The following is a 16,446-nucleotide window of genomic DNA, read 5'->3' as shown; positions in this document are numbered from 1 at the left end:
CGCTTTTCTCATGTTCCATCAGACTTTGAATAACTTCAATAGGTGCACCATTGTTTAATAAATGAGTGGCGTAACTATGTCTGAGTTGATGTGGATGTATCTCTTTATTAATTCTTGCACGATTTGAGATTCGCTTGATGATATATCTCATTTGGGCGACGCTCATTCTATGAGGATGTCTTTCAGTCACGAAGATGGCTGGATCAGTGTCAGTTCTATTATCAATATAGCGTTTAAGCCATATTTCGCTCCTTATATTAAAATAAACTTCCCTCTCCTTATCACCTTTTCCTCTTACTATCGCAGATCGATTGGACCAATTAATATCGTTCTTTTCCAACGAAACAATTTCCCCAATTCGGCAACCTGTAGAGAACATAAACTCAAACATCGCTTTCTCCATTTCTGTATGACAAGCTTCACGAAGAAGTTCAATTTCCTTTTCAGATAAATACTTAGGTATTCGTTTTCCTACTTTAGGCTCTTTAATTTTGGAGGCGGGATTCATCTGTAGGTAACACGAAACAAAGACTTCATAAAGCGAATTCTATGTGAAAGGCTAGATGGTTTTAAATGCTTCCCTGAAACCGAAAGATATTCTTTCAGTAGATTTGTTTCTATATTTGTTATTTCTATATCCTTAAAATATTTAATAAGTAATGAGGCTCGGAGTCGATAAGCTTTCAATGTCTGTGGGGAAAAACCTTCAATTCGTTTGTCTGATTCAAATGCTTCCCATGCTTTTGACAGTAACATTGTTTCTACCTCCTAAAAGGTTATTAATAAAGGGACTATTGCCAACTCTATTGAAATATAGACATATTGATATTTTACTAACGGGGCAGTTTAGTTTAAGTAGAAATGATAGAATTAATAAAAATTAATAAAAGGAAAGGTTGGTTTGATTATGGATATTATCACTTTTGGTGAAAAAGAAGATGGTAAGGAATACATATTGAGACCCGCTGTTTATTGTTTAATGTTCGATAGTCAGAAAGATAAAATAGCAATTATTCAAACAAGTGATGGTAAGTATTTTCTTCCAGGTGGGGGAATAGAAAAAAATGAGACACACGAAGAGTGTTTAAAAAGAGAATCTCTTGAGGAAATGGGGATGGATATTGAGGTAGGTCATTTTGTAGGGTGTGCCCGAAGATACTTTTATTCTACAAATGAATATAAATATTACCTTAGCGAAGGATATTTTTATTTATGCGACACGGGTAGGCAAATAAGTGAACCTACAGAAGAAGACAATTTCCTTAAATGGATTGAACCAATCCAAGCGATAGTAAACTTATTCCACGAACATCAAAGTTGGGCAGTTAATGAAGCATTAAGACAATTAAAGTTGTTCAACTAACGGACTGATTTAGTAGAAAATCTTTGAGCTGTTCAGACAGCTATTATTCAACTAAAGGGGCAGAATAGTTGAAGAAGAAGCCAAAGACTTTTGTATATTCAAGATGGGTTATTTATTTAATTTTGGAACTTAAATTCCTTTCAACCGTATTAAAGTAAAGAGTTAAGAGGTGAAAAGATGAAAATTGAAATGGAAGTAAAAGCATTTGGCGAAGTAGAAGTTCAAGGTGCAAAAGATGCTTTTAAAGGTGTAGAACTTATGAGCGTACATAATCTTTCTAAAGATACAACACTAGGTGAATTAGAAACTCTATTATCTACGCTATTTGAAGAAGTCGAAAATGGATACAAAAACCCAAAGCAATGTGTAGGTAAAATTACAATTCGCGCAAAAAAAGAAAATGGTGAAATTGTATTTTTAAGTTAGATTGAACGGAGTGCGTTTCTGCGATTTGTAGGAACGCTCTTTCACTAAATGAGTGCTTTAGTAGAAGATCTTTGAGCTGTTTAGGTGGCTCTTTTTCCTTATTGAACTAAGAGGCATTTTAGTTTAAAAAAGGTATCTTTTGAAAGTGACAGATTATCAGTGGGAGGAATAAATAAATGGAAGAAAAAAAGTTTGATATTTTAATGTTATTTCAAATAATTTTTGCAATCCTTGTTATGTTAATTAGTATTTACAGTAAGGTTACGGAAAACTACAACTTACTACCATTGATGCTCATACTTCTGAGTATAACGTTACTTATAATGGGGTTACGAGAATATAAAAGAACTCAGAGTCTATTGTGGGGTATCTTCATTTTATGCACTTCGTTATACATTTTATTCTCGGCGGTTGAAGGTATTATGATTAATTAAATAGAGGTAATATTGAACTAACGGGGCAGGTTAGTTACACAATAATATGTTTTAAATTGAAACTTTGCACCAATATATATCGTTAAACCTATGTATTGAGAATTGTTGAAGAATTTGTAATTTATTTCGAAAGGGGAAGTAGAAGTGTTGAAAAAAGCTATAATTTCAGGAATTGTATTAATTTCAATTTTGTTAGTTGGGTGTAATGGAGAGCCGGAAGTATTAGATGATTCGAAAAACGGGGAAAATGATACAAATTTATTATCAGAATTAAAAAATGAAATAATAGTATCTATTACAAAACAAACAGAAATTGATAGTGAGTCAATAGCAATAATGTTAGGTGGTAATCCTGTTAAAGGAATTATTGATGTATCAGTAAGTTTCCCAAAGGATGTAAAAGTTGATGATACGATGATTCAACAACTAGTTGAAGATTCTATAAAGAAAGTTTCTGAAACAGAAAACGTAACAATTAGCAAAGAAGATATAGCAATAAAAATTGAGAAATACTAACGCAGAAGTTCTTAAAGGATACAATCAACCTTAAAAGTACAGTTGCTTTATAATTAACTACATATTTTATATTCATCTCGATACAAAAAACGTTCCCAAATGAAAGTTTGGAAATACATCAACATTCGTGGCTGTTCTTATGAACATTGTTTATGCGTTGTTTTATGCACTTTTGTTAAAAGTCAGTCATAGCAAAGGTTTTGAAGTATATGAAGTAATGTTGCACCATCGTCTATGATGAATAAAAACGTGAATAAAAATTGAAGTCCTATCGTTGTAAATCCGCATAAATCTAACTAGACCCCTTATTGTACTAACGGGTGCTTTAATTGAAGAAGATAGCAAAACCAGAAGCAACAATTTTTGAGAAAACAGCCTATTAAATTAACGGAGCAGTTTAGTTTTATACTTTTTGGATTTAAAAGATATAAGGGGGAAAAGACATGCAAATACTATTAATTCGACACGGAGAATCGGAAGCAGATATTTTAAACGTACATGAAGGAAGAGCTGATTTTGAATTAACGGAAAGAGGTAGAAAGCAAGTGGGAAGTTTATCACAAAAAGTAAAAAATGATTTCCCACCAGATTTTATATGGGCAAGTACGTTAAAAAGAGCACGTGAAACTGCTGAAACATTAGGAGAAACTATTGGGTGCCCAGTGCAATTGGAAGAAGAATTAATGGAGTTTAATAATGGTGTACAAGCTGGATTATCCTTTGAAGAAGCGAAAAAGTATCCTGAGCCAAAATTTTTTCATGAACGTTTTGAAAATGGAGAATCATTCATAGAATTTCGAATGAGGATTGAAACGATATTTTCTAAGATTGTGACAGGAAATAAATATGAACGAATTGCGATTGTTGCTCATGGCGGGGTAATTAATAATATATTACGTGCTTTTTACCAAATGCCAATCAACATGGAGTATTATTTTAAAATCGGAGATACAGGAATTAGTTTAATTGAACTTAATGATAAGGAAAAGGTAATTCACTTTATAAATGATACGAATCATTTAGAGAATATATAGGATAACTTTATGAAAAAAATTTGTTCAACCTTTTTAAAAAAACATCCTATTAAATTAATAAAACCCCACCGTTTAGATTAATCTTTTTTTCTAAACGGTGGGGTTTTTAAAACGCGAATCAACGTTTGCAAGATACTTTTAATTTTATTTCAAAGCTACGAGGAGGACATTTACTTGAGGACAGATTTAGATAATTGGGAATCAATCAACGTAACAGAAATTTATAAGCTCTTTTCCACTATCCCAATTAATTGGGGTATTGCAGGGGGATGGGCTTTAGATTTACATTTAGGCAAACAGTCAAGGGTACATGATGATATAGATGTAATAATACTTCGAGAGGAACAATTAACTACCTATAATCATTTGTCAGATGATTGGATGTTATACAAAGCAGAGAATGGGAAACTTGTTCTTTGGCAAGAAGGTGAATTTTTAAAAACCACAAATGACATCTGGGTCAGCAAAAGCAGTAGTTCCCCCTGGGTTTTTCAAATTATGTTAGTAGAGACAGAGCAACAATCTTGGATATACAGTAGAGAAAAATCTATTCGAAGAAGATTAGAGGATATATTTTTAAGAACAGATGAGGAGATACCTTACCTGAGACCCGAGATTCAACTCCTTTATAAAGGTGGTAGCTCAAACGTTAGAGAAAAAGATTTTAAAGATTTACAAATTATGCTTCCATATTTACTGCCTGAACAAAGGGATTGGTTAAAAATGAATTTGAAAAGACAATTTCCAACTGGTCATTCGTGGCTTGACTATATCTAAGTGTGAAATATGATTCAAAAGATAAATTGAACCAAATGTTAAGTGAGCTGTATGTTAACAAACAACAAGATATAAAGATACTTTAATGTACACTTGAGAAATTTAATAAATAAGGTAATCCACTACTTAACTCTAATGAGATATAAAATTGTATCAACTGATAAAAAAAGCACTTGAACCATACTCATTAGGGAACAAATCACTAATTATAGAAAAATAGTTACACATAGGAAGTTGGAATAATGACCTACATTATAAAATAGTTGCTGACGGAAAACCTTTTTCTGCAAGATTCATTAAGAATAAACGTCCCCCAACAATGTATTTGGTAAAATCTCAAATGATACTTTATTTGAACAAACAAAGTTTTGTCGATTCCTTGTAAATAATCAAATTCCGTTTATGAATTTATTACCCGTTTCAGTAGATTTACCATTCACTACCATTTAATAGGAAGAAGAAATTTATCGTTTTATACTATTTGAATGGATTGAAGGAGAACATATTACTCATTGTGATGAGTATATTGCAGAGGAATTTGGTAAAATGGTAAGAAAGTTCCATGATATTTCAAGCTTATATAAAAGTTCTGCCTTTCCGAAACAATCTCAACTTGTTGGTTACTCCCAATTTGTTGATAATCTCCGAAATACGGTTGAGACATCTTACATATCATTAGAAAATTTGAAAATGGTAGATGAATATCTTGAAACAACCGAATATCATATAGAAAATGCCAAAACGAAGCAATTTGATTTTATTATACAATCAGATTTAAATCCACTTAATATTATCTGGGATGAGAATAGAAAAATAAAAGGAATTGTTGACTTTGAATCAATTGGCTACAGTGATAGGATAGAGGGTTTAGCTTGGCTAATCAAATGGTATTCCAGAACAAATGGAATAACTTCAACTGAAATGTCTCCCATTGTCGCTAATGCCTTTATAAAAGGTTACAAAATAAATGATTTTCTTTGTGAAAATGATTTTGACCGTCTATCTTCACTAATATGGTTATCTGGTTGCATAAATTGGAATTTCGTAAGAAATACAATTAAAGTTTTAGAAACTAATAATGAAGAAATATTAAAAAATCATTTGAATGCTTATAAACAGCGTGGTGAAAAATTATTACAATTAATTCCGAATAAATAGGATTATTGAAAAAATAATAAGGAGGAAAGTACTTGAGATATACAGAAAGAACGTTAAGAATTCTAAAATATGCAGAAACAGAAGCTGAAAGGACAACTAAATCGTTATAAGCAAGTTGGTGAAAATGTTTGGCATAAAGAATAAAAATGTTGGATTTCTTGTTGAACTAACGGTGCAGTTTAGTTGAAGAAGCTATTGTATACTTTATTGGCTCGAGTTAAAATCATAAAGCTTTAAACATAAAAAGGTAGGTTTAATGATGGGTGTATTATCCTTAATTGCAGGAGTTATTTGTATAGTAATTACGTTATGTATTTACATACCTGAGGAGGCTCTCCGCCTGTGCATCAAAAATCGAAAAATCCCCTTACCTTTGTTAGGCGTTTCTTAAGCATGTATTCATCAGAAACCTCTTCGCACAATTTCAACAAAGTTCGCCGAAATTAGGCATACACTCTGCCTTGGGTGAATATCTTAATGGGAAATTACTTTTTAATAATTGGGGTGATACACTTGAGATACTTTGTAACTGTCGAACCAGGCGTCAACGTATTTATAGAGGACATCAATCCGAAGGGAAATAAAACGATACTTTTTATTCATGGATGGCCGCTAAACCATAACCAGTTCGAATATCAGTTCAACTTCCTTCCAACGCTTGGATATCGTTGTATCGGAATGGATTGGAGGGGATATGGCAATTCGGATAAACCTTTTAGCGGGTACAGTTTCGATAGATTAGCAGATGATGTCCGCATGGTCATCGAGGCGTTACAGTTAAAAAATATAACACTGGCAGGACACTCTACAGGAGGCGCGATCTCGATTCGTTATATGGCTCGTTATAAAGGGTATGGGGTATCTAAGCTCGTCCTGATCGACGCTGCCTCTCCATCTAGCGTTCCAAAAGAATTTACAAATAAAATCATCGAAGATACAAATCATGACCGCCCGCAAATGCTGCAAGATCAAACGGGAATTTTTTTCTTTCAGTATATTTCCGAACCGAAATCCGATTGGTTCGTTTTAATGGGATTACAAGCGGCGAATTGGGCGACTTCCGCCATTATGGTCACGCTTAGAGATGAAAATGTTTACAACGATCTCGGTCAGATCGATGTACCCACATTAATTATTCACGGAATTCATGATAAAGTCGTTCCGTTTACCCAAGCTGAGGAAACAAATAAGCTGATCAAAAATTCGAAGCTAGTTCCGTTCCAATACAGCGGCCATTGCGCTTTTTTAGAGGAGCGCGATAGATTCAACCAATTATTATCTTCTTTTGCATAACGACTCGGAATAGCAACACCGTCGCCAATTAATCCTGAGTGTTAGTGATAAACTATACAAAGACGTTACCTTTATTACTAGTAAGATTAATGAAATGAAAAACACGACCACTAATTGAGAGGTCGTGTTTTTTTGTTTTTCAGGTACTTTACATATTAGAGAGTCATATTCTGAAGACAAGTTGTAGATTTGAAATAAAGTCGAGGATAACCGTAAGTAGGAGAGATTATTTAATAAGGAGTACTTTGTTTATTGAACTAACGGGGTGCTTTTGTTGAAGATCAAAGGTTGCTTAGGTAACTCTTTTTCTTATTGAACTAACGGGGCAGTTTAGTTGAAGAGTGTTGTTTAACTTGTGTCCAACAATCGAGCCATTTTGCGGAACAAGGGTTAGAAATCACAGGGGAAAAAGAGTTAGCATGGGTGAACATTTATATACCACATATTGATAATTATGGAAATTACATTTATAATGTTTTAGACTAGGTGTGGAAGTGGCTTGTCGTAGGAGAGGAGATAAAAATGATTGAATTACGAAAGATAACCGGGGATAACATAGATGAAGTAATAGCACTTGAGGTTAGAGAAAACCAGAAAGATTTTATACTAACTACTAACCTCAGAAGCATTGCAGACGCTTATGTGTTGAACGAAGACGGCGAACCAACTATCCCCTTCGCCATTTATGCCGATGGAGTTGTGGTAGGGTTTTTGATGTATTCTTATGATATATTGGATCATGAATCATTTGAAAATGAAGATTTTTACAGGAAGATGGGCTATTTTGTTCGGCATATTATGATTGACAAGCGTTATCAGGGGAAACAGTATGGCAAGCTTGCCTTTGAAAAAATGTTGATGGATATTGAAGCGATGCCTTATGGCGAAGCAGAATATGTAGCACTCTTTTATCACACAAGTAATCTCACAGCTAAAACATTATACGCTTCATTTGGTTTCTTAGAAACAGGCATCGTTCAGGATAATTCGATGTTGGCGATTAAAAATCTAGATGGGAAAATAACAGAATCCTTAGTAGAATAGGATCTCTCAGAAAGAAATGTAAGCTATCATGGCTTGCCCCATAATAAACACCGATTTTGTTAACTCTGTACTAGCAAAAATATAATATTTATACTGCAATCAGGTACGATTGTTTAAGAAAAGTTTTTATTTTAAATTACTTTAGTTTATTAAAGATTTATAACGTATACAAAATAAACCTAATAAACGTTCCCAAATGAAAGTTTGGAAATACATCAAAAAGCCACGAATGTTGTTAAATCAACGTTTGTGGCTTTTTGTATGGACATTAATTTATGCAGCTTTTTATGCAAAGGTATATAAACATAGCTACAATAAGACTTTTTAAGAATTTGCAGAAAATTCTACAGATATGCTATATGAATAAAAACGTGCATATATAGACAATTTATAACGCTGTAAATTAGTATTTTTTAATCGGTACTTCAACTTAAACTAACAAGAACTTTAGTTGAAGAAGCGTCGCTGTTCTTATTAAACTAAAGGGGAGCTTTACTTCAATAAGGAGTAGAGCCTTTTTTTATTGAACTAAAGGGGTAGGTTAGTCAAACAAAGGGGTTATTTTTTATAAGCTACGTTGTGACGCATAAAATATACATTAAAACGATCTAGGGTTTATAATTAATAATTTTCAATCAACCGGTGCAAGAGTGGCTGAACAAACATGATACGGCAGCTCTTTTTCTTATTGTAGTAAGTCTTATTGACCTATCAGGGCAGAAATTACAAAAGAGGTATTTGTAATTTTATGTAGAATTAGTATATACATAGGGCTATTTAGTTTTTATAGCCGAAACTTAAGGAAGAGGTGACATATTGAAAATGATAGAATTTCAAAATAGCATGCTAATGAGAGGGATTACTTCTTAACTAAGGTTTAATCCTCTCAAAGGTAATGGGAGGAAAAATAAAAGATGATGAATTTAGGAAACATGGTAAGAGGAGTAGCTTCTGATGCAGTCGCTCAGAGTCTCGTTCAATTCTGGGAATATGACGAGGGAACTTTGGAGTTGTGGCGCACAAATTCAAAATTGTTGAACAAGAAGTTGGAGGGATAAGATGAAAGAATGGTTTGGTTCCGCAGCAATTTGTATTAATGAGGACAAAGAAGTTTTAATGGTAAAAAGCAGCTACTGCTACGGAAAGTCAAGTAATTCAGGCGATTAATATGGCCGTATCTGTAATGTAAACTAAAAAGTACCCAAGCAATTATTGGTTAAAAGGTTAAATGAAATTACTGAAGGTAAGTTTCTTAAACATGAGCCTTGAAATATAGCAATATAGACAAACACCTGCCTTGGGTGAAAATGAAGTTAGTTGGAGGAGATATATTGAATCATAATGAAGTTGCTGAAATATACGAAGCTTATTTAAGTCCACTAGTATCAGAGTTGTACGAGTTGGAAGGCTATGAAACAAGTTTAATTAATGCTCATGCCGGAGGGCGGAATGTCGTTTATAACTGTGAGAAAGAGGGCGCTAGTGCAAAAATACTCAGAATCGCCTTTTTAAATGACAGGAGCCGAGAGGATCTGTTGGGCGAAGTTGAATATATCCAATATTTATTCGAGCATGGCGGTAGTGTCTCGAATGTGATCAGCTCTCGGAAGGGGAATCTACTGGAAGAGATCACTCATAATAATCACACTTTTTTTGTCTGCCTGTTCGAAAAGGCTAGGGGAAAAATGCTTGTAGAAAATCATTATCAGTATCGCGAAGGAGTTCCTATTACGGAATACTATTATAACTGCGGTAAAGTTCTCGGGAAGCTGCACCAATTGTCGAAAAGCTATGCTCCTGTTCATCGCCGGTATAGTTTCTTTGATAAATACAATGTCGAGTATATCGATAATCTGATACCGGGTACGTTACCACTGCTTAAGGAGAAGATGGTAGAGCTTCTTAACACTTTAGAAGGATTGGACAGGAACCGTGAGTCTTTCGGTATGGTCCATTTTGATTACAATGATGGGAATTATTCGATAGATTTTGATACCGGGCAAATTACCGTATATGATTTCGATAATTCATGTTACTGTTGGTATATGTTTGATTTGGCAGGTCTTTGGACACACGGAGTTGGCTGGATACAATTTGAACCAGACGCCGGTAAACGGAAAAAGTTCATGGATAATTATTTTGAAACAGTTCTCGAGGGATATAAATCCGAGACCAGAATCGAAAATTCAATATTGGATAAGTTGCCCTTATTTATCCAAGTAACCGTCATGGAAGGTATTGTGGATGCATTCGAGGTAATGCGGAACAATGGTGAAGAACCGGAGTGTGATGAGGAGTTGTCGTATCTCATAAAATGCTTGGAGGACGATATTCCGTATAAAGGTTTTTTCCATGAAATTTACTCGTGTGAAGAACCCTTCGAGTGTGAGGAACGAAATATTTAATCCACCAATTTCCGAAGATGACGACGGTGTCTCGTCATCTTCAAGTTTCTATTCTTGTTTAGCTGCTTCCACATATAAAATTATTAACGACTTTCGGGAAGTGGTTGGAAAATCGCGGTATTTTTTGTCAAATACTAGCGCAAAATATGGCGGAAGTGGTAAATTCTAATGGCATTAATCAGATGCAGTCATAGACGTTCTTATTTATGGGATACACCTAGCCGAATTAGTGCGGTTTTACTCATAGAACAATAGCATGTTAGAATTTCTTATTGCGCTAAGTATACTTTTATAACCCACATGTAAATCGGTAAGTCAGTGGAAACCAAAAAGGAAATTTTAGTTTAGATTTTTTTGTCTTTGTACAAGAATTTTTTGAAATAGTAATTATTATTTTGTATGTATTTTTTTACTAACTGGGTGCTTTAGCAAAAGATTATTGAGCTGTTCATACAGCTCATTTTTTTTGTTCAACTAAAGAGGCAGGATAGTTGAATAGTGTGTTTGTGTTTAAACTGTTATTCAAGAATCGGGCTATTTTCCACAATAACATTATATAACTAAATTAGATATTTACGTTAAACTATAAAGGGGTAATATTGTAAAAGGGCTATGAGTAATGACTGAGAGATTACTTTTCAGCTTTCATGCTTTTCAATACCGCAATTGGGGGCTTTAGAAAAAAATCAACAGGTGGTTAAAAATAATGAATGGAAAAAAGATTTTGAATATATTTGGATTTGAAGTTAAAGACGAGCCTTTAAGTATTTATCCATTTTCACCAGTATATCGAGTAAAATATGGTGATAAATGATGTTGTTGTAAAACGTACGCAAAGAAGAGCAGATAATGTAATGGCTTATACTAATATGCTAAAAGATAGAGGGATAAAGGTCGTAACCCCAGTTAAGTTACAAGTAGATAATCCACAAAAATATGAGGATACAAATTTTGTTGTTTATCCGTTTATAGAAGGCGAGCAATATTCAGGAAAAGAAAAAGAAATCTATGAAGCTGGAAAATTGTTAGGACAAATTCATAGTTTTTCTCCTTATTCTAATGCTTATAATCTTTTTGAATATGATGTTTACGATTTTAATCTACAAGAAGTAGAAGAGAGTATGGAAGCGATTCTACAACATGTGGACAAAGCTGGAGTTGAAATTGATACAGGGTTAAAAAGAATATTACTAGAAAGTGTTGCGAGCCAAGAGGAACTTTACCATGCAAGGTTACCACATGTTGCAACTCCTCATGATTTTAAAGCAAATAATCTGGTTTTAGTTCCGGAACCATTTCTAATTGATCCAGATAATGCCACTTGGATACCAAGAGTCTTTGACCTAGCTTTGGCATTACTACTTTTTCATAATGAGCATGATCAAGCCCCAGACCAGGTTTTTACAATAGATGAATGGAAATTATTTTTATCAGGATACAAAAAATATATTGTTTTAACCGATAAAGAAAAAGTATTTTGGGAAAAGGCGAAACAGCACGTCTTTCTTGATGAAGTAATGTGGTTAATGGCTGAGTATGAAGAGGACTGGCAAAATTCTTCTCAACAAAAATTGTTTAATAGCTTAATTCGTATTGTGATTGATGGTTCTGACTATAAACTAGTATAAGGAGTTTTAAAAGAAACTCAACTAACTATAGTTTATAACATGCTTCTTCAACAAATGGGCGTAATTGTTGAATGAGCGTCACTTTTCTTATTCAACTAAAAGGTGCTAGTCACATCAATGAGCTGCATAGGCGGCTCTTTTTTCTTGTTCAACTAACGGGGCAGGTTAGTTCAATAAGAAAATCATAAAATTGTACGAGGAAAAGGAAAGAACCCTATTCTTCTAAAGAATAGGGTTCTTTTGTTGTGTGGTAAGGGAGAACCATCGTTTTATTACTGATTGGTTAATTTATTTCTACCATGGAGTTTCAGTTTTATGCTCGATGACTTGTATTACTTTTGGTTCAATATCTTTTAACATTTGCTCGTATGGTCTACTACCGCCATTATTTTCACCCTGAAGTTGTGCATCAGCCTGTGTTTCTGCAATGACATTAATTACTTGTTGTTTAGAAACGTTTTTAGAAGCTGCAATCTCCACCACAGATTTTCCTGTTGCCAATTCTTGTTTTAATTCTTGTGCGTTTATTTTTAATAAAGACAATAAAATTTCATCGTTCAAATAAAAGTCTGCAGTATAATCAGGTTTACCATTTGTAGAAAATAAACCTTCGACTTTAATATTTGGAGGTGTAGGTTTACCTTCTAATACTGTTTGAATTTCTTCAGGAGTTGGTGCTTTAATAGAATGCACAGTTTCTACCGGCGCATTTCTTTCTTTTTGAGCAGCATAGGTACTGCCAGCTCCTACTAATAATACTGTTGAAATTCCAAGTGCAGTGAATAATTTTGTCTTAGGATTTAACATTTTAAAACCTCTTTTCATTGTTTTATTGGGTGCTACAAGTACTACAATAAACGCAGCATGTAAAGATGAAGTGAAGATGATATAAAGTTGAAATCAAACTTTATTCTTCCACTAACCGGTGCTTCAAGTAAAAGAAGCTGAAATGCTTCTTTTTTGTTATGCAGCTAAAGGAGCAGTTTAGTTGAACAAGAAGTACATTTATATGGTAATATTTATGTGAAAAGTATGGAGGGAATTATGAGTAATTCTATTAATTATAAAATATGGACTGTTTGTATGATTCAAAGTGAAGAGAAGGTTTTACTTCTGGACAGACAACACGACAATTTCAAAGGATTTATTCCACCGGGTGGTAAAGTTGAGTTTCCTGAAAGTATTGTAGAGAGTGCTATCAGAGAAGTAAAAGAAGAAACTGGGTTAGATGTTAGAAACCTTATTTATAAAGGACTTTATGAATATGTTAATCCAGCCGTTAAAGATAGATACATGATATTTAATTACATAACAAAGGAATTCCAGGGTGAACTCTTGGAAGATGCTCCAGAAGGGAAAGCAGTTTGGGTAGATATAGAGAAAGCATATAAACTTCCTATGCAGACATCAATACGGAGAAGATTTCCTTTGTTTTTTAAAGATGGAACATTTGAAATTCAAGTTGAATGGAATCACGAAGAAAATAAAGAAGGGAAAGTTACTATACGTAACACATAAAACTTCTTATTCAACTAACGGGGCAGATTAGTTGAAGAGCGTTGTTTAACTTTTGTTCAACAATCGGGCCATTTAATGGAGTAAGAAACTTAAGAAAACCTATATTAAAAAATAAGAAGAAATTAAAAGGCTGTCGAGGACTTATCGACAGCCTAAGCTTTAGAAAAATGAATGACTTAATATTACTCTGTCTTGTAATTATTACCAAGGTTGTCTTGTCGGTCCAATTGTAAACTCATTAACGTTAGTATCTTCTGGCTGATCAATCGCGAATGCCACAACATTTGCCACTCGATCAGGTGTAATACCATATTGTTCGTACAACGCAGTCATACCTGCTGAAACATTCTTATCAGTAATCGTATCCAACAATTCCGTGTTGATCGCAGCTGGATAAATAGTGGCTTGCGGATGTTAGTACCTTCTTGGGCAGATTCCATACGCAAAACTTCCTTTAAATTACGAACAGCCCACTTGGCTTGCTTGCACCATAAAGGTGGTTTTTAAGAACGAAGATAAATCAAAGTTATTCCATTAAAGGGCGCTTTAGTTTAATAAAGCAACAGTAGAAGAATGATAAGAAAAAAAGGACTCGATTCCTCTAAGCCTTATTTATTCAATTCCTTATATAAAACATATTTTAAAGCAGAAATTTCATCTTCAGACAGTTTACCTTCAATTTCGGATAATACTTCATCCTTACTAATTGAACCGTTTTGCGCTTGTTCCTGAATATCAAGTAAACGATTAACGCCCACTTTTTTTATTAACACACGTGTCGCTTCTTCCTTAGTTTGGAAGGGAAGAGTATCCGGATTTATAGTTGCTGCCTCGCTTACAATTTCTTGAACCTTCGAATCGTTCTCGATATAGGATTTTACTTCTTCTAGATTTTCGTCATCTAAAGTAGATTCCACTTTTTCGATTATTTTTTCGGAAGCGATATTTGTCCCAAAATGCCACACAGCAAAGCCAGCTGCTCCGAGTAAAACAAGAATTATTGCGGTAATTGTTAAAAACTTTTTCATCAACTCACTCCTGACACTTTGAATATAGCACAACTTCTCAAAAACCACGAAGAAAAGATGTTTTCTATAATTGGTTTAATTACAATTATTTGCGAACCCAGAGCAGATAAGTTTTCACCCTAATATATAGATAGCATAATTATTATCTATTGTAGGTATGTCTATATTTCCATCTGGGTACTTGTTAAACAATCAGGCGCGAGTGTTTAATAAGCGTCTCTGTTCTTCTTCAACTAACGGGGGCTTTTGTTGAAGATCAAAGGTTGCTTAGGTAACTCTTTTTCTTATTGAACTAACGGGGCAGTTTAGTTGAGTAAGAGGAATAGATAAAAGGCTCTTTTCGTAAGGATTGTTGCTTTCTCAATAAAATAAGGTTTTTTACATTTTGTGGTATATTGTTTACAGGAGCTTATTCAACTAAAGAGCAGATTTGTTTAAGAAGAAAGGATATTAGGTTAAGCAAGGAGTGGATAGAAATTAGTAAAGACAATGATTCTGTTTTGTATCGAGAAGTTCAACGACCAAGACAATTATTATATATCATAGTGATAATTGTGGTTTCAGGAATTTTGTGGTGGGGGTTTATCCAACAGGTTATTTACGGAATTCAATTCGGAGACAAACCGATGTCGGATATTGGGTTGGTAATAGTTTGGGTTTTGTTCGGTTTGATGATACCCTTGTTAGCGTTCCAAGTTAAGATGATAACTGAAGTACGTGGAGATGGGGTGTATATAAAATTTGTCCCCTTCCATTTTGAATACCGAGACTTTCGTTATCAAAGTATTCGGGATTATAAAAGTGTTTCTTTTAGTTCGTTAAAACGGTTTGGAGGTTGGGGGATTCGTATTAATCTAAATGGAGAACGCCTTTATAATATTGCAGGAAGCGAGGGTGTCGAATTAAGGTTAGCTTCAGGAGAAATTGTTATAATAGGCTCAAAAAATCCTGATGAGCTCAAAAAGGCATTAGATTTATCTTTCATAGATAATACTAAATAATAAGTCAGTTTCTTCAACTAACGGGGCAGTTTAGTTTAACAAGAGATATGAAAATCCCATTCTTTTTATGTCGCATTAGACACAAATGTTGATTGACAATAAAGTTGTTTCATTTACAATAAAGTCGTTTAAAAACTAATAAAGTTATTTAATTTTAAATGTACCTTCGTCAACAAACGTGGCAGATTAGATTTAAGAAAGAGTATTATTTCCTTTAGCGAATCTATTTCAAAAAGCACTTTTCTATTTATTCATTTGGTCATTTATCGAAGTAAGTTAATTCTGAGTTTTAGTTTGAATAACGGGGGAATTGATATGACAGTAATAAAAGCAAATAATATTCATATTAATTATGAAATAAGAGGGGATGGTGAACCAATTTTATTTTTACACGGACTAGGGGGAAGTTGGAAAATGTGGGAGCCACAAATCCCATTTTTTTCGCAGAAATATAAAATGATAATGATTGATATGAGAGGGCACGGAGGATCAACCAAAGCATTTCCAAATGATAGATTTGACCCAAGGGTGATGGCAGAAGATATAAAATTCTTTCTTGATGCTATGGGAATAATAAAGATTTCTATTGTAGGTGTGTCACAAGGCTCCGTTGTTGCACAGTTATTTGCAGCTAAATACAGCAGTTATATTAATAAATTGGTTTTATCAAATGGTTATAGTGAGGTTCCGACGAAGCTATCAGGGTTTGTATTAAAAATTTCCACTGCAATATTTAAGATGCTGTCTTATGAAACCATTATAAATGCAATGCTAAAGGTGTATAAGAATGACAATTATACAAAAAAATCTTAAGAGAATCT

At 33.8% G+C, this 16,446-nt stretch carries 14 protein-coding genes and 4 pseudogenes; 14 read left to right on the top strand and 4 right to left on the bottom strand.

Features of this window, described 5'->3' with window-relative positions; translation table 11 throughout:
• Positions 1-756, bottom strand: a pseudogene (locus JFL43_RS01880) (tyrosine-type recombinase/integrase); the annotation flags it as partial.
• A gap of 151 nt (positions 757-907) precedes the next feature.
• Between JFL43_RS01880 and JFL43_RS01875 the strand changes: the two are divergent.
• From JFL43_RS01875 to JFL43_RS01825, 11 genes and pseudogenes are all read left to right on the top strand, one after another.
• A complete protein-coding gene (locus JFL43_RS01875) occupies positions 908-1,363 on the top strand; it encodes an NUDIX hydrolase (RefSeq protein WP_234447540.1) in 456 nt (151 codons plus the stop codon).
• 177 nt (positions 1,364-1,540) lie between these two features.
• Complete coding sequence (locus JFL43_RS01870) at positions 1,541-1,789, top strand: hypothetical protein (RefSeq protein ID WP_200747665.1); 249 nt, start codon at positions 1,541-1,543, stop codon at positions 1,787-1,789.
• Between the two features lie 176 nt (positions 1,790-1,965).
• Positions 1,966-2,223, top strand: a complete 258-nt coding sequence (locus tag JFL43_RS23300; protein ID WP_200747664.1) for a DUF3953 domain-containing protein — start codon at positions 1,966-1,968, stop codon at positions 2,221-2,223.
• 144 nt (positions 2,224-2,367) lie between these two features.
• Positions 2,368-2,739, top strand: a complete 372-nt coding sequence (locus tag JFL43_RS01860; RefSeq protein WP_325166617.1) for a topoisomerase — start codon at positions 2,368-2,370, stop codon at positions 2,737-2,739.
• A 443-nt stretch (positions 2,740-3,182) separates the two neighbouring features.
• On the top strand, positions 3,183-3,773 hold the full coding sequence (locus tag JFL43_RS01855) for a histidine phosphatase family protein (protein WP_200747663.1): 591 nt from the start codon (positions 3,183-3,185) through the stop codon (positions 3,771-3,773).
• A gap of 174 nt (positions 3,774-3,947) precedes the next feature.
• Positions 3,948-4,550 (top strand): nucleotidyltransferase domain-containing protein, encoded by a 603-nt coding sequence (locus tag JFL43_RS01850; protein WP_200747662.1) that lies wholly within the window; start codon positions 3,948-3,950, stop codon positions 4,548-4,550.
• A 226-nt stretch (positions 4,551-4,776) separates the two neighbouring features.
• Positions 4,777-5,708 (top strand): annotated as a pseudogene (locus tag JFL43_RS01845) (phosphotransferase).
• 513 nt (positions 5,709-6,221) lie between these two features.
• Positions 6,222-7,001 (top strand): alpha/beta fold hydrolase, encoded by a 780-nt coding sequence (locus JFL43_RS01840; protein ID WP_200747661.1) that lies wholly within the window; start codon positions 6,222-6,224, stop codon positions 6,999-7,001.
• Between the two features lie 522 nt (positions 7,002-7,523).
• Positions 7,524-8,045, top strand: a complete 522-nt coding sequence (locus JFL43_RS01835; RefSeq protein ID WP_200747660.1) for a GNAT family N-acetyltransferase — start codon at positions 7,524-7,526, stop codon at positions 8,043-8,045.
• Between the two features lie 1,307 nt (positions 8,046-9,352).
• The gene (locus tag JFL43_RS01830) at positions 9,353-10,450 is read left to right on the top strand and encodes a phosphotransferase enzyme family protein (RefSeq protein WP_200747659.1); all 1,098 of its coding nucleotides are present in this window, start codon (positions 9,353-9,355) and stop codon (positions 10,448-10,450) included.
• Positions 10,451-11,250: 800 nt separating this feature from the next.
• A complete protein-coding gene (locus tag JFL43_RS01825) occupies positions 11,251-12,078 on the top strand; it encodes a phosphotransferase (RefSeq protein ID WP_325166616.1) in 828 nt (275 codons plus the stop codon).
• Between the two features lie 294 nt (positions 12,079-12,372).
• Here the strand turns inward: JFL43_RS01825 and JFL43_RS01820 are convergent.
• Positions 12,373-12,711: pseudogene (locus JFL43_RS01820) on the bottom strand (hypothetical protein); the annotation flags it as partial.
• A gap of 411 nt (positions 12,712-13,122) precedes the next feature.
• Between JFL43_RS01820 and JFL43_RS01815 the strand changes: the two are divergent.
• Positions 13,123-13,596: an 8-oxo-dGTP diphosphatase gene (locus JFL43_RS01815; RefSeq protein WP_200747658.1), complete on the top strand. Its 474-nt coding sequence runs from the start codon at positions 13,123-13,125 to the stop codon at positions 13,594-13,596.
• A 201-nt stretch (positions 13,597-13,797) separates the two neighbouring features.
• Here the strand turns inward: JFL43_RS01815 and JFL43_RS01810 are convergent.
• Positions 13,798-14,072, bottom strand: a pseudogene (locus tag JFL43_RS01810) (SDR family oxidoreductase); the annotation flags it as partial.
• Between the two features lie 132 nt (positions 14,073-14,204).
• Complete coding sequence (locus JFL43_RS01805; protein ID WP_200747657.1) at positions 14,205-14,624, bottom strand: hypothetical protein; 420 nt, start codon at positions 14,622-14,624, stop codon at positions 14,205-14,207.
• Between the two features lie 395 nt (positions 14,625-15,019).
• Between JFL43_RS01805 and JFL43_RS01800 the strand changes: the two genes are divergently transcribed.
• Both JFL43_RS01800 and JFL43_RS22270 read left to right on the top strand, forming a co-directional pair.
• Complete coding sequence (locus tag JFL43_RS01800) at positions 15,020-15,625, top strand: DUF6141 family protein (RefSeq protein ID WP_234447538.1); 606 nt, start codon at positions 15,020-15,022, stop codon at positions 15,623-15,625.
• A 315-nt stretch (positions 15,626-15,940) separates the two neighbouring features.
• Complete coding sequence (locus tag JFL43_RS22270; RefSeq protein ID WP_234447537.1) at positions 15,941-16,438, top strand: alpha/beta fold hydrolase; 498 nt, start codon at positions 15,941-15,943, stop codon at positions 16,436-16,438.
• The last annotated feature ends 8 nt before the right edge of the window (positions 16,439-16,446 follow it).

The organism is Viridibacillus soli (assembly GCF_016612995.1).
In the GTDB taxonomy this organism is placed as follows: domain Bacteria; phylum Bacillota; class Bacilli; order Bacillales_A; family Planococcaceae; genus Viridibacillus; species Viridibacillus soli.
The sequence above is the reverse complement of the archived record's forward strand: the minus strand, read 5'-3'. Positions and strand labels throughout refer to the sequence as shown.

Bases quoted from the DNA above. Each gene is read 5' to 3' on its own strand.
- JFL43_RS01875 (WP_234447540.1), top strand. From the start codon at position 908: ATGGATATTATCACTTTTGGTGAAAAAGAAGATGGTAAGGAATACATA.
- JFL43_RS01870 (WP_200747665.1), top strand. From the start codon at position 1,541: ATGAAAATTGAAATGGAAGTAAAAGCATTTGGCGAAGTAGAAGTTCAA.
- JFL43_RS23300 (WP_200747664.1), top strand. From the start codon at position 1,966: ATGGAAGAAAAAAAGTTTGATATTTTAATGTTATTTCAAATAATTTTT.
- JFL43_RS01855 (WP_200747663.1), top strand. From the start codon at position 3,183: ATGCAAATACTATTAATTCGACACGGAGAATCGGAAGCAGATATTTTA.
- JFL43_RS01835 (WP_200747660.1), top strand. From the start codon at position 7,524: ATGATTGAATTACGAAAGATAACCGGGGATAACATAGATGAAGTAATA.
- JFL43_RS01830 (WP_200747659.1), top strand. From the start codon at position 9,353: ATGAAGTTAGTTGGAGGAGATATATTGAATCATAATGAAGTTGCTGAA.
- JFL43_RS01825 (WP_325166616.1), top strand. From the start codon at position 11,251: ATGGTGATAAATGATGTTGTTGTAAAACGTACGCAAAGAAGAGCAGAT.
- JFL43_RS01815 (WP_200747658.1), top strand. From the start codon at position 13,123: ATGAGTAATTCTATTAATTATAAAATATGGACTGTTTGTATGATTCAA.
- JFL43_RS01805 (WP_200747657.1), bottom strand. From the start codon at position 14,624: ATGAAAAAGTTTTTAACAATTACCGCAATAATTCTTGTTTTACTCGGA.
- JFL43_RS22270 (WP_234447537.1), top strand. From the start codon at position 15,941: ATGACAGTAATAAAAGCAAATAATATTCATATTAATTATGAAATAAGA.